Genomic DNA, 14,532 nt, shown 5'->3' on the forward strand with positions numbered 1-14,532 from the left:
TATATCCAAATGATAATCTACAAACTCTTTTTATTTATCCAAATTATTGAAATGATTTTATACTGGTCTAACCGTCACTTCATTTACGTTGACATGGCTAGGTTGAGTTAATGCATAAATCGCTGCATCTGCAATATTTTGTGCTTCTAATTTTTTACGTCCATTGAAATCGTAATGCTCAGTTAATGGTGTTTCAACCATACCTGGAGAAATACTTGTCACTTTAACTCCAGTCTTAGCTAGTTCTTTTTCTAAACCTTGTGTTATGGAATGCACAGCGGCTTTTGTCGCACTATAAATTGCACTCCCCTTCGTCACTTCAAAGCCAGAGATAGATGCGATATTAATAATATGTCCACTAGATTGCTCTAACAATGTAGGTAATGCTGATTGAATTGTATATAATGTGCCTTTAACATTTACATCAATCATTGAATCCCAGTCATCTACATTATAATCAGTAATTTTAGACGATTTCATTTGTCCCGCACTATTAACAACAATATCTAGTCTGCCAAATGTATCTTTAGCTGTGTCAATCAATTGTTGAACTTCTCTTTTATCTGTAACATCTGTCGCAACAACTTTGACATTTCCTTGTTCAAATTGAGTCGCTACAGCATTTAATTTATCCGTATTTCTACCTGCTAATACGACTTTAACACCATTATTACCAAGTGCTGTTGCAATTGCTTCACCAATGCCACTACCTGCACCAGTAACAACTGCTACTTTATTGTTTAATTCATTCATATTTTAAAACTCCTTTTTATTAATCACTATTTTTATAATTACCTACAAAGTTACACGTTTAAACCTTTGTTCTTTTAACAAAATCACATCTTCTCCTGTGATTATAAAAAATCTTGTTTGTAAAAATCATATATAAGTTATAAAGTTAGTATGTAACTATCATACATGTTTTCAAATTATAGGGGGGATACGATGACTTTTCACGATCGCATATTAAAATTAAGAGAGCAAAATAACCGTACTGCATTTGAATTTCGCTTCGAAGAATTATTTAGTGACGAAGAATGGTTAGAAATGTCAATTGCTGAGAGAAAATCAACTGAAAAACAATTCCAACATGAATTATCTAAAATGAGTGACGTAAGAATGCCTTACTCAAGTGTAGATAAAGCTAAAAATAAATTGTTCAATCAAGTCTATGCTTATAATGGAATTAAGAAGAACTTTAAACAAGTTGAAGAAAAAAGTAATGCTAGATAATATGATAAAATAACCTGGGACCTTTAAATTGGTCTCAGGTTATTTTGTAGCATTTTCCAGAATTATATGGGGGTATAATAATGTATTTGCCTTCAATTGCTCACCAACGAAGGCAATCAATTGCTTTTTGATTAGGAGTCAAAAATTATTGTTAGTTTGTTACTAATGTTTTACGTTCTAAGCCATAGTAGTATAATCTTTCTGCATCAATATAAGGGATTGAATCGATAGTTAAATAGCCATCTTTGATGTCACCAATTATACCTTGATTAACACCTGTATTGACATAAATTTCATAACTGCTTACATCAGAGAATACAAGTTCTTCAATTACTTTTCTCACTTTTATCACTCCAACATGTCTTATTCCTTACAATTCATATACTACACCATTTTTCAGAAAATAAAAGCATTTTGTGATTATTTTCACAAATTTATCACTTTTCAAAATCTGTGAAATTAATGTCTAAATTCATGAAATAAGTCATATTTTTAGAATTACATCAATAATAAATTACAATTCCAATTCAATATCTACGTTTATTGTTTATTCTATTACTGAATTGAAAAATGCTGCCATTTGTTCAGCGGCAGTATCACTGAACATCACTTCTAAATTATCTTGAGATTCTTGTGCACTTTCTTTAGAAACACCATACATTTCTTCTTCATATTGAGCTATAGCTGATTTAAGGTCTTGAGATGTTTTAATGGCACTCGCTAATAAATATGCATCGTACAATGCCATATTAACGCCTTCACCAGCAAACGGACTCATTAAATGCGCTGCATCGCCCATTAAAGTGATGTTGCCATTACTTTCCCAAGTAAAACCGATTGGTAATTTGTAAATTCGTCTAAGTAGCATATCATCACTGGCATACTCGATATATTTTTTTAATTCTGGTGACCAGTCCGCAAAGTCTTTTAATAATTGCTGTTTAATTTCTCCTTTTGATAAAGCTTTGTAATCATCAAGTTTATCTACATCCATTAAATAAGACATATAGACTTTAATTCGTCCATCTCCATTAAGTTGTCCTAGAATTGCTTTGTTGTCACCTAATGCCATCATTTTACCGTTTTTATTGAATTGAGCTAAATCAGGATGGTCGTTTTTAACATTATTCACATTTAATTCGACCATTGAAATATCATTATATTCAACATCTACATCTGAAATAAATGAACGCACTTTTGAAAATGCACCATCAGCACCTATAACTAAATCAAATGTTTCTTTATTTCCTTCTTTAAATGAAACTTCAACTTGGTCATTTTCCAATTGAGTTAATGTATTAAAAGTATAACCATATTGAATGGATGAAGGTTCTAACTGGTTCATAATAATATCACACAACTCACCACGATCAATTTCAGGTCGAGAACCTTCGCCTTCTGCATCTTCTTCAAATAATACCGTTCCATCTTTAGCTACAACTTTAGTGTCTTCACCTTCGTATCGGGCTAATTGTTTAAACTGTTCATAAATATTTGCTTCTTTTAAAGCAAGTTGCCCACTATCGTCATGAATATCAAGTGAACCACCACGATCTCTATTCACATTCGGATCTGCTTTTTCAAAAATAGTAACTTTATGACCTTGCTGTTGTAATAATAGACCAAGCATGAGTCCTCCAGGTCCACCACCAATAATTCCAATACGTTTTACATTTTCCATCTTCAACACTCCTCAACTTATTATTTATAGCGTTATTAACTTATAATGTTATTATTTGTCATTTAATTAGATATCTAACTATTTATTTGATGTTGCTCATTCTATTCCTTTTATTTGTAATATGCAAGTATAAAATTTGTTTTTATAAAAATTTAAAAAATCGAGATAAAAAATTGAATTAGAGAAAGTGTCGTTACACTTTTCTAACCTATTTTCATCTCGATAGATTATGATTTATTCTTTTAAATACTAGATACTAGTTCCAGAAAGTTTTAATACTTTCTGAATCTGATTTACCTTGCTTTTCGCCTAATTTAGCCATATCTGGTCTAATAGATGGATCTACAGTATTGCCACCAAGTTCATTTAATTTATCAAATACTTCTTTACTTGGGGTAATAAGCTTAACTTCAGCATCATTTTGTTCTAATTCATTTATCGCATCTTCCAATTTATATGGTGTGTTGATCGGTAAATTTGTTGATAAAATTAAGACTTTTTTAGCTCCTTTTGCTAAATCTGCATTTTCCATTGAGTGACAACCGCCATCAAAATGTTTGCTATTATTAACTGTTGTTGTTGGCCAAACACCTGGAAGTGATCCACTTGCTGCCATCGCTCTATAAATATCTACATTGGATTCTGTAGTAAATGCTGCTCTTGATTTCGCTTGTGCATCAACAGCCGTAATCATCAAATTTTCAGGCCATTGGTTAAGTTTAATTCTATTTTTCAATCGATTAATATGTTCATTTTCATCAAATTTGTCATACTCTAATGCATATTCACTATAGCCTTTTATCCACTCTTTTGGTGTTGATGAATTCTTTTCAATGTCTGCATATCTCGTGAAGATATGGGACATATCACTTTGTGGTGGTTCTTCGTTTGATTTCGGAGCAATTTGTTCTTCAAATATTTCATCCCAACTTTTACTAGACGTAATACCAGTAGCTACCTGAGCACCACCTGATGTACCTATAATTAAATCTGCATTACGAACATCAATACCTTCTTTAGAAAGTGCTGATAAGTATCCTAATTGCCATCCAATTGCTAGTGACCCTCCGCCACCTAGGACAATGGCATGATTCATGTTTTGTTTATTATTCATGTTTAATGCTCCTCTTTTTCTTTTAATCATATTATCTATGATATAGTTGTTCTTTTTCCAGTAAAAGACTAATATGATAGCTAATAATTTATGTTATTCATTTTTAGATTGAATATCTGCTTGGTCTGTATTGTTAGTAATTATTTGTTGAGCGATATTCCAACTATCATGCTCGATATCTAAAACACTTCTTAAATAAGCCCATGTTGTATGTTGTAGTAAGTCAATTCTTTCAGGATTTTCGTCAGTCGTTTCTTTGGCTTCATATCCTGCTATACCACCTAATGAATGTTCCGCTTCATATAATTTTAATAAACTTTTCTCACCTGGACTTAAATAATACGGTTCTTCCATCCATTCAGGTCCTATACTAGTTAATGGATTTTGATCTTTATCTCCCACTACAACTAAAGCTGGTTTAGTCATATGTTCAAAGGTTGGATTTAAAAACGAAAAATTATCTTTCGCAAATTGTGTTAACTTGTCTCCACCTTCTCCAGCAGTTGCTAATAAAATTCCGCCTTTCACTCTATCATCAGAATAATCTGTTGTCGCTTTAGTTATCGGATCAATCACTTGAAGTCCTAATAAATTACCTGCTGTTTGACCACCGAATGAGTGACCAACTGTCGCAATCTTACTCGTGTCTAATCGTCCACTCAAACCTGGGACTTGAGTCTCAATATATCCCAAATGATCTAAAATTGTTTTAACATCTTCCACTCGCTGACGCCATAAGTTTGATTGTCTAGGATCATCTTGAGACATGCCAATCGTTCTTGAATCTAAAAATGTAGGTTGAATGACAACAAATCCATGCGATGCCCAAAAGTCAGTTAAAGGTTCATATGCGTGCATTGAAGATCCAAATCCATGTGCAAATAAAATGATAGGTAAATTGTTACCTTCAGACGGCATACTTACTTTCACTTGTAATTCATCACCACGTTCAGTTGGCGTTGGTAAAGAAATCGGTTTGATTGTCATACTAGGAATAGCTTCGTTTATATTAAAATTGAGTTGATTCATTTTAAAAGCCTCACTTTTTTATTAGTTAAATTTTGTGGATTTTGAGTATAAAAAGTATATTTATTAAGCAAGTTTAAAATGAGACACTCTGAAATTCAAATATATTGACTGTAATAGACCAATTTGTATTTATTTAATAAAAATATGCCTTGATAACATCTTTTAAGATGTACCAAGACATATAGCTATATCAATATTATTTTTCAATCTATAAAATAAGCAGGTATGGATTTTCGATATATTTTGCAAGCACTTTTAGGAAGTCCGCTGTTCCTGCACCAAAATTTAAAAATTCTAACATTCCAATCAAAGTTCATTATATTTAATCAGAAGTAATATACCTATAAATATCATCTCTAACTGGTTGATACATAGATAATTTCATCGTTACGACTGAATTTCCGTTAGGCATTATATCTTCCTCTTCTGTCCCTTCAATATAATTAGCTGTTCCAAGATAGTAGAAGTACTTACCATCATCGTCTTTTTTCTTTACAAAAATATACATTGTTACATTATTTTCCACATGATTGAGTATATTTTGTACTTCTGGAGATTGGATTTTTCTTGGTGACCTTGTGTACCATTTCAACTCATCTTGGCTTAAAAACTCATCTTCATATTTAGTATTATCACTTATGTCTTCATGTTTATCATAAGTGATAAATATAGGTAAAGTTTGATGTTTCATTTTATAGCCATTTATAGTTCCCGACTCATCACTATCCCAATTAAGCAGTTTAACAAAATCTTCACGGGAATATTTATTATAAATAATCATCCTATTTCCACTATCTTGATATCGACGATTATTATATTTAGACAGTTCTATTAAATCAAAAATATATTTTAAAAATAATGGATTATTTAATGAGTTGGAAAATTCTTTTGTTAATTGAATTTTGTCATTTTCAATATTTATAAGTGGTTCACCATAAGTATCACCAATTGTTGATTTGAATAATGAGAAGTCTAAAATTTTCAGGGATGTTATTACATCTTTTTCAATTATATCGTCGTTTAATTTTCTCATTTTCTCTAATAATTCTTTAATGAATATGGGGCCTTTCAATATTTCTTCTAATACTAAAATATCCACTTTCTTTAAACCTGGAGTTAGTTGCCTTGATAAAAAAGTTAAGTTTTTAAATTCATTAAGATTGATTTTATCTTCTATGTATTTATTTTTTAATAAAAACTCATGATAATTTTTGTATTTAGAAAAAATAACACTAGGATCAATTGAATTTTGTCTAATAAAATCCATTAACATAGGTAGTCTACCAATTCTATTCTGAACTGTTTCATAGGCTTCTCTTATCAATTTAGGCTGATTTAATTTAACTGCATCTAAAGAATCATAAATCTTTTTCTTAGCTATTTCTTCAAAATTTATTGTAGACACACCGTTTAATTCACTATTAGAAGTTAAAAACTTTTTATAACTATCCTTATTTTGAGACTGATCTCCTGATAGAGCGACTGGTATTAAATAATTCGTTTTATAATTCCCAATAAAATCAATAACTGTAACGTATTCTTTATTGTTACTTTTCCTTAATCCTCTACCTAATTGTTGAATAAATATGATACTTGATTCAGTTGGTCTTAACATTACGACTTGATTAACTTCAGGAATATCAATACCTTCATTGAATAAGTCTACAGTTATAATATAGCTAATTTCTCCATTTTTTAAACGCTCAATTGTGGTACTTCTTAATTCAATTTTATCTTTTCCTGTTAATCCTACAGAAGGTATTCCATGATCCGTTAATTTCTGCGCTAATTCATATGCTTCATCTCTTCGACTTACAAAAATTAACCCTTTAAGTTCTTCTCCAGAATAACCATAATAGTTAGTTTTATCTAAAATATTTTGCAATCGTTCATCTGACGTTAGATTCTTTAAATCTGCAACTTCCTCACTTATTTCTCCACCAATTGAATAATCAGTAACACCAAAATAGTGAAAGGGACATAAAATTTCACTTTCCAATGCTTCTTGTAATCTAATTTCAAAAGCTACATTATAATCAAATAATTCATATATATTTAGATCATCAGATCTTTCTGGTGTAGCTGTCATACCTAACATAAACTTGGGTGTGAAATAGTTGAATATTCTTTGGTAGCTCGAAGCAGCAGATCTATGAGCCTCATCAAATACAATATAATCAAAATGTTCTTTTGAGAATGCTTTAAAATTTTCATTATTAGATAAAGTTTGAATAGTAGCAAACAAATATTTTGCATTAACGTTTTTGTGTTTACCAGTAAGTAAACCAAATTCATTATCATCAATATGAGGCATTACTTTTTGAAATTCTTCTCTGGCTCTATTTAAAATACCTTCGTTATGTACGATAAATAAAACCTTTTCTGGGTTAAACGCTCTAACATCTAATGCACACAATATTGTTTTCCCTGTTCCTGTAGCCGAAATAATAAGACTTCTATCTTTTCCTTCTTTTCTGTGTGAATCCAGACAACTTAATGCTTCTTTCTGCATTTTATTAGGCTGAATATTAAATACGCTTTTATATTTATCATTCAACACTTTTTGTTGATTTTGTAATTCAAATATTTGTTTTATTGACTTGTATTCAAAAGTCTCTTTATAATCATCAATCCATTTCTGAGTTAAGGATATACTTTTATCCCATAGGTCATTAAATTGTGACTTAATATTATGTACTAATTCACCATTTCTATGAGTTGATAACAATATATTATGTTCGTAATTAATTTTTAATGCATTAGAGGTTAGATTTGAACTACCAATGATCATAGAAGAGTAATTTTCATGATCAAAAATATACCCTTTTGCATGAAACCCTTCTACATCAGTTAAACGTACTTCCACATTTTCTAATTTTAATAATTCACTATACATTTTAGGACTATTAAATCCTAAATAATTGGAAGTTAATATTCTCCCTTTTATTCCTTTACGATTTAAATCATATAATATGGATTTTAAACTAGCTAATCCACTTTCAGTAATGAATGCTACTGAAATACTAAAAGATATACACTTTTGTAACTCTTGAACTATTGTAGATAAAACATTTTCATTTTTATTATTTATTAATAATTTGGGAGTAAAATTTCCTTGGTGCGAAACATTTTTATCTATAAATCCTTTATGTAAAGATTGTGTGAAATCTTCAATTAATCTATTCATAGCTATTCTCCTTCAATTATTAATTTAACCGCTGGAATATCTGCTGGAGCCCATGTTAATGAATTAAGCTGGTTAATTGGTAACCACTTTATTTCTTTATGTTCAGTTAAAGTAGGAACATCTTGGTTTAATTGACACTTAAAGGTTGTTAAGTTAACTCTACCAAAATCATATTCATACTCTGTAGTTGTCAATTTTTCATTAATAGAAATATCACATTTCATTTCTTCTTGAATTTCTCTAATCAAGGCTTCTTCTTCTGATTCATTTTTTTCAACTTTTCCACCTGGAAATTCCCACATTAAAGGTAGGCTCATTTTTTCACTTCTTTGAGCACATAAAATTTTATTATCAGAAAATATAATTGCTCCAACTACATTTATCACTTTTTTCATATATTTCACCTTCTCTATCAAATTTATATATACATTCTATCAAATAATTTAAAAGCAGTAAGTTAACTAATAAAAATATAGAAATTTCATTGAAATCAGAAGTGTAAAAATCCGAACAGCATCACTTGTCCGGATTCAAAATCTTTCTATTTAATTTTATCAAACAACTTTTTAAAGTTGGCTGCGGCGTTTTCTTGTTTGAGTGTTGCTTTTGTAGCAACATGTGTTAGTGGTTCTCTAACTACTTTATCCATGTATTTTGCAAATTCTTCAATATTATCTGGTTCTACTAAATAACCATTAACGCCATCATCAATAATTTCACTTGGACCATATCTAACGTCATATGAAATAACTGGACAGCCTACTTCTATACTTTCCATTACTGTTAAGCCAAAGCCCTCATACTTACTAGTTAATAATGAAGCTTTAGACTTTCTAAATTCATCCAATGGATTATTAGTATAGTTATATACTTTTACTTTATCGCCTAAGTTATATTCTTTAATAAGGTCTAGCATTAATTTTTTTTGATTGGCTTCATCTGGGCCAAACACTGTTAATTCAGTATCATGACCATAAGATAGAAATTGTTTATATGCTTTAATCAAGTGGTCAATTTGTTTTTGTAAACCTAATCTACCGATAAATACAAATCGGTCTAATTTTTCAACTTGATCTGACTCAGGATATGGTTCAATAAAATGCGGAATAACAGATATTTTATTATCATCGATATCATACAAGTTTTGAATATCATCTTTTTGCATTTGAGTAAGTAATAAATATTGAGCTACTTTATCAGCATTACCTAGCGCTGTTTTGTATGAGCCTTTTACATTTTCTCCATCTAAATGACTATTGTGGAATACAAGAACATTTTTAGTTTTAGGTATTTGATTAAGCATTGGTTTATCTAATACTCTAGCATCATTAAAGATGATATCTCCATCTTTAAAACGATGATTGAAATAATACTCAAATAAATCTTTTTCAGTTTTAAATGAGCGTAAATATTTATTGTCTTTAAATATTTGAATAAAATCGATACGTTTATCTACACTAGCATCATAAAATTTCTTACAATAAATTTGTCCTTCTGTATCGTAGTATTCTTCTAATATTTTAAAGTATGTTTTACTAGAGAAATAATTAATTTTATGAAGTTGACCATACACATTGTACTCATGACGTTCAATTCTTTTCTTAGATACAGGAGACATAACATCTTCGAATTCTACAATATTAGTACCTTCATAATATCTTCTATAAAGAACGTACGTATCTCCATCATAATAACGAACGACATTACCATCTTTAAATTCTTTCTTTTGTAGTCCTTCAATTTCTTTATCTTTTTCTTTATAAATTGGTTTTTTCTTAAATTTTGTCGTTGGTATAGATAATAATTTAAAATCTGAAAGCCAATCATATAAATTTTCGTATTCTGTATTTTTAGTTACAAAACCTTTTTTTAAAAATTCATCATATACTTCTTTATAATTAGCATTATAATTTGTAGTATATATCTTATTAACGATATTCATTTCCTCATCTAAAAACTTGATTCGTTTTAATAACGCTTTAGTTCTTCCCCCATGGACTGGTGGCAATGTGCTTGTAATTGTATTAATCATATTTAATCCCCATTTATATTTGATATGCTAATTATATGAGACAATATTTAAAAAGTATAGACTTTTGATATTAAAAAATAATTGATAAACACTTATTTTTTAATATTGTCATAAATACTTAAATTTCAACTTTGAATTTTTCTCATCATTTTTTATATCTTTTTAATGTAACTTACAATAAATGTACTATATAATAAGATTAACTTACATGCGTACATCTGTATTCAATATACCCGTTTGATAATGATTTAAAATAATTAATTTAGATGTAACGCGATTATTTTTTAAAGGGGAATTTTATATTATGAAAGATAATTGGACTAAAGTAGCTGATGAAAGTTTAGTTAAAGACTTTTATGAGAACCAATCAACTGAAGCTCAACAAGAAGGCTTTGAAACAACACTTGCTTTTGGTACGGCTGGAATAAGAGGCAAATTAGGACTTGGAGAAGGACGTTTAAACCGATTTACTGTATCTAAAGTCGCTTTAGGCTTAGCCAAGTTTTTACAATCCAAACACACATCACCAGTAGCAGTGATTCATTATGATACAAGACATTTGTCACCGGAATTCGCTCAAATTATCGCAACGATTTTAGCTAGTAATGATATCAAAGTTTATTTATCTGATACATACCGTACAACACCTGATTTATCTTATGCTGTTAGATTTTTAGAAGCAGATGCGGGTGTCATGATTACTGCAAGTCATAATCCTAAAGACTATAACGGTATCAAAGTTTACGGTGAAGACGGTGCACAACTGTCTACAGAACCATCTGCCGAGCTAAGTGATTATATTAACGATTTAGGTGATCCACTTAACATTGAACTACCTGAATTAAATGAACAACAACAATCAAACATTTTAACAGTCCCAACTGACGTAAGAACATCATACTTTGAACACATTAAGGAATTAGTCGGTGACATTCCTAAATCAAATTTACAAGTGGTGTTTACAAGTTTACATGGAACAAGCGTACCTGTTGTACCTGACATTTTGACAACGTTAAATTTCAATCAATTTAATTTAGTTGAAGCGCAATGTAAACCTGATCCTAACTTCAGTTCTGTTGCAAGTGCAAATCCAGAAGATCATAAAGCGTTTGATCAATCCATTGAACTTGCAAATCAAATTAAAGCTGATTTATTAATTAGTACTGATCCAGATGCTGACCGTTTAGGTATAGCAGAGCGTGATGCAGACGGTAATATTCATTACTTTAATGGTAACCAAATTGGTGCCCTATTATTAAATTATCGTATTAATGAAACAGCACACTTAAACAATAGAATTATGATTCAATCTATTGTAAGTAGTGAACTAGCTAAGTCATTAGCGCGTTATCATAATGTAGAATACAAAGAAGTGTTAACTGGCTTTAAATATATTGCTGAAGAAATTAGAAATATGTCTGATGATCAAAATTACTTACTTGGTTATGAAGAAAGTTATGGTTTCCTAGCTGGTCCATTCGTAAGAGATAAGGATGCGATTCAGATCGTACCGCTTATTATTAAATATGCTTCTGAACTTAAAAATGAAGGACGTATGTTAAAAGATGAGTTGGAAGATATCTACCAACAAGTAGGACACCACAATAACAAATTATTCTCTCATACATTTGAAGGTGCAAAAGGCAAAGCAATTATCGATGATATTATGACAACATATAGAAATAACCCACCACGTTCTATTAATGGATTAGATGTCATTGCTATTGAAGATTATGAAACAGGAGAAAAAGTTGATTTCCAAACAAATCAAACCTCTTCTATTACGTTACCTAAAGCAAATGTACTTAAAATTTACTTCAAAGAAGGGTTTATTGCATTAAGACCTTCTGGTACTGAACCTAAGATCAAATTGTATGTATCATTAACACATGACGATTTTGATAATATTGCAAACAAAATAAATTCATTTATTTTTGATAAATAATAAGAAGCTTCTCCAATCAATGGAGAAGCTTTTTATTATACCGCACATTTAATTATTTAATATTTTGATATTTTAATTGATAGTGCTATACTTTTAGTGATTTTCAAATATATTATTCAGTCATAAAAATAACAATTTCAAAACACTAATTAGGGAGAGAGTATTATTCAAAAGCTTATTTCAATTATTGTACCTGTATATAATAAAGAAGCATATTTAGAAACATGTATTCAATCTTTGATAGACTTAAAAATAGATAAAACGCTTATTGAAGCAATATTCATAGATGATGTATCCACAGATAAATCATATGAATTACTAAAACAATATAACGAAAAATATGACTTTATTCAGACGTACCAACTAGATGAAAATTCTGGTGGTCCTGCGGTTCCAAGAAATTTAGGTATTAAAAAAGCACAAGGTGATTATGTTACTTTCTTAGATGCTGATGATTGGTTAGATACTGAAGGTTTCCCTAAATTTGTTGAACAAGTGAACAGTCATCAATCAGATATTGGATTTGGTCAATGTTATAAACATACTAATGAAAACATTAAAAAAATTGCTCGTTTTACGTCATATAAACAGGATGATAATTTAGTTCCAAGTGATATTTTCAAAATATTTCGTGCTGTAGGACCACCAGGTAAAATTTACAAACGTTCTATTTTGTTAGATCATCATATTACCTTTAAACATATGAAATATGGGGAAGATAAATTATTCTTTTTTGAAACTTTACCTTTATGCCATTCAGCATCAATGACCACTGAACCTGTATATCATGTAAACCGTTACGAACTAAATGACTCTCTAGTTAATGACACTAACATGCTAGAGAAATCACAATTAAATTTAAATATACTTGAGCATGTCTTAAAGATGGATATAGAAAATGGAATTATGATTAAAATTTTAAGTAGAATAGTGGAAATTGATTTTATTTCTAGATTTTTATTAACTAAGACATTTAATAAATCAAAAGATAAATCATTCTTTTATAAGCAGTTTGATAAAGTAGAGTCTTTAATTACTAATGCAGGTTACAATATGAATGATTTAATTATTACTGATAAATTCAAACGTATTTATGACGCTTATCAACAAAATAAAAATATTTTAGAATCATTAATCAACTTTTTATTGAATGATGCAAAAGTTAGTAAGTATATTAAAGAAAATACTATGTACTACATGTATCCTGAAGATTTAAAACATTTACCTGAATTAGCACTAGATTGTGTGCCTATATTTAGAGGTACATATTATATTAAAGATGAATTATACGATGAAATTGAGATTTTTAAATTAGCAGAAACAGAAATAAATTCCGTCGAACTAATTAAAATTCACGACGAACGATACATTAAACCCGTCAAATATGAGTGGACAAATCAATCACTTTATATTAAACATAAAGATATCTTCTTTAAAAATACTGACTTTAATATTTCAATCACTTATAATGATTTTGAGAAGTGTTTAGTAAAAGCTACACCACCTCATTATAGCGATTATAATTATTTAAAACGTCAGAACTTATCATTAGCATTTCACTCATACAAAGATGGAGATGAAGACATAAACATGAAACAATATCTAACTGATACACCAAAGCATGTTGTCGCATTGCAAAAGTTTAAGAAGTATGAAGAAGCAAACTTTATAAACGAAATAAGTGATATTAATAAAGGCCAATGTATTCGTATTATCCATATGGATAAAAGTGATAAAGGCACTCCTAGATTGGTTACAGAGGATGGAAGTTATATAACTGCTAATCAAGATTTTGTTACACCAATCAATCTTGATAGTATTGAAGGCTATATTACAAACACTCCGAAATCTGTTGAAGTAATTAAGAAATGTAAGCTATATGAGGATGTAGGTTTTAAGAAAGATCCAGTTAAGACTTTAGAAAAAGGCACAAAAATAGATATTATTGATATCGAATTTACTAGTAAGTTAACACCTAGATTAAAAACAACAGATGGTTATTATTTAACTGCTAATCAAGGTTTTATCAAAGTTTTAAAATAATATTGAAAAAGCATCAATCACTATACATTGTGATTGATGCCTTTTTGCTTTATAAGTCTAATTGTTTAATGAATGCTTTTAAATCATCTTTCATGTCTTTATCTTTTAATGCATATTCAATCGTTGTTTTAACGAATCCTAATTTTTCACCAACGTCGTATCGATCACCTTCGAAGTCATATGCGTACACTTGGCTTTCTGTGTTCATACGTTCGATTGCGTCAGTTAATTGAATTTCATTTCCTGCGCCTTCTTCTTGTGTTTCAAG

Annotated in this window: 11 protein-coding genes and 1 pseudogene; 3 read left to right on the forward strand and 9 right to left on the reverse strand. The window is 29.6% G+C overall.

Annotation, left to right across the window (positions count from 1 at the left end; translation table 11 throughout):
• Positions 1-57: 57 nt before the first annotated feature.
• The gene (locus tag CD121_RS04380; protein WP_017636432.1) at positions 58-753 is read right to left on the reverse strand and encodes an SDR family oxidoreductase; all 696 of its coding nucleotides are present in this window, start codon (positions 751-753) and stop codon (positions 58-60) included.
• A gap of 192 nt (positions 754-945) precedes the next feature.
• Here CD121_RS04380 and CD121_RS04385 point away from each other — a divergent pair, with 192 nt between their 5' ends.
• On the forward strand, positions 946-1,233 hold the full coding sequence (locus CD121_RS04385; protein ID WP_119622598.1) for a DUF1413 domain-containing protein: 288 nt from the start codon (positions 946-948) through the stop codon (positions 1,231-1,233).
• A gap of 151 nt (positions 1,234-1,384) precedes the next feature.
• Here CD121_RS04385 and CD121_RS04390 read toward each other — a convergent pair whose 3' ends face one another.
• The 7 genes from CD121_RS04390 to CD121_RS04420 form a co-directional block, all read right to left on the reverse strand.
• Positions 1,385-1,576, reverse strand: a complete 192-nt coding sequence (locus CD121_RS04390; RefSeq protein ID WP_002450408.1) for a hypothetical protein — start codon at positions 1,574-1,576, stop codon at positions 1,385-1,387.
• Positions 1,577-1,780: 204 nt separating this feature from the next.
• Positions 1,781-2,914 carry an FAD-dependent oxidoreductase gene (locus CD121_RS04395; RefSeq protein ID WP_119622597.1) on the reverse strand — a complete coding sequence of 378 codons (1,134 nt, stop codon included), beginning with the start codon at positions 2,912-2,914 and terminating at the stop codon, positions 1,781-1,783.
• A 256-nt stretch (positions 2,915-3,170) separates the two neighbouring features.
• A complete protein-coding gene (locus CD121_RS04400; protein ID WP_126567511.1) occupies positions 3,171-4,028 on the reverse strand; it encodes a patatin-like phospholipase family protein in 858 nt (285 codons plus the stop codon).
• Positions 4,029-4,121: 93 nt separating this feature from the next.
• Positions 4,122-5,057, reverse strand: a complete 936-nt coding sequence (locus CD121_RS04405) for an alpha/beta hydrolase family protein (RefSeq protein WP_029056113.1) — start codon at positions 5,055-5,057, stop codon at positions 4,122-4,124.
• A 322-nt stretch (positions 5,058-5,379) separates the two neighbouring features.
• Positions 5,380-8,244, reverse strand: coding sequence for a DEAD/DEAH box helicase (locus tag CD121_RS04410; protein ID WP_126567512.1), 2,865 nt, complete (start codon positions 8,242-8,244; stop codon positions 5,380-5,382).
• Between the two features lie 2 nt (positions 8,245-8,246).
• Complete coding sequence (locus tag CD121_RS04415) at positions 8,247-8,639, reverse strand: (deoxy)nucleoside triphosphate pyrophosphohydrolase (protein WP_126567513.1); 393 nt, start codon at positions 8,637-8,639, stop codon at positions 8,247-8,249.
• Positions 8,640-8,785: 146 nt separating this feature from the next.
• Positions 8,786-10,276 carry a glycosyltransferase gene (locus CD121_RS04420; RefSeq protein WP_029056110.1) on the reverse strand — a complete coding sequence of 497 codons (1,491 nt, stop codon included), beginning with the start codon at positions 10,274-10,276 and terminating at the stop codon, positions 8,786-8,788.
• 304 nt (positions 10,277-10,580) lie between these two features.
• Between CD121_RS04420 and CD121_RS04425 the strand changes: the two genes are divergently transcribed.
• Together CD121_RS04425 and CD121_RS04430 are read left to right on the forward strand one after the other, a co-directional pair.
• Positions 10,581-12,221: a phospho-sugar mutase gene (locus tag CD121_RS04425; protein ID WP_046467024.1), complete on the forward strand. Its 1,641-nt coding sequence runs from the start codon at positions 10,581-10,583 to the stop codon at positions 12,219-12,221.
• Positions 12,222-12,407: 186 nt separating this feature from the next.
• Entirely contained in the window at positions 12,408-14,264 is a 1,857-nt protein-coding gene (locus tag CD121_RS04430) for a glycosyltransferase family 2 protein (protein ID WP_126567514.1), read from the forward strand.
• Positions 14,265-14,313: 49 nt separating this feature from the next.
• Here CD121_RS04430 and CD121_RS04435 read toward each other — a convergent pair.
• Positions 14,314-14,532: pseudogene (locus tag CD121_RS04435) on the reverse strand (UTP--glucose-1-phosphate uridylyltransferase); the annotation flags it as partial.

It is taken from the genome of Staphylococcus pasteuri, assembly GCF_003970495.1.
Classification (GTDB): Bacteria; Bacillota; Bacilli; order Staphylococcales; family Staphylococcaceae; genus Staphylococcus; species Staphylococcus pasteuri.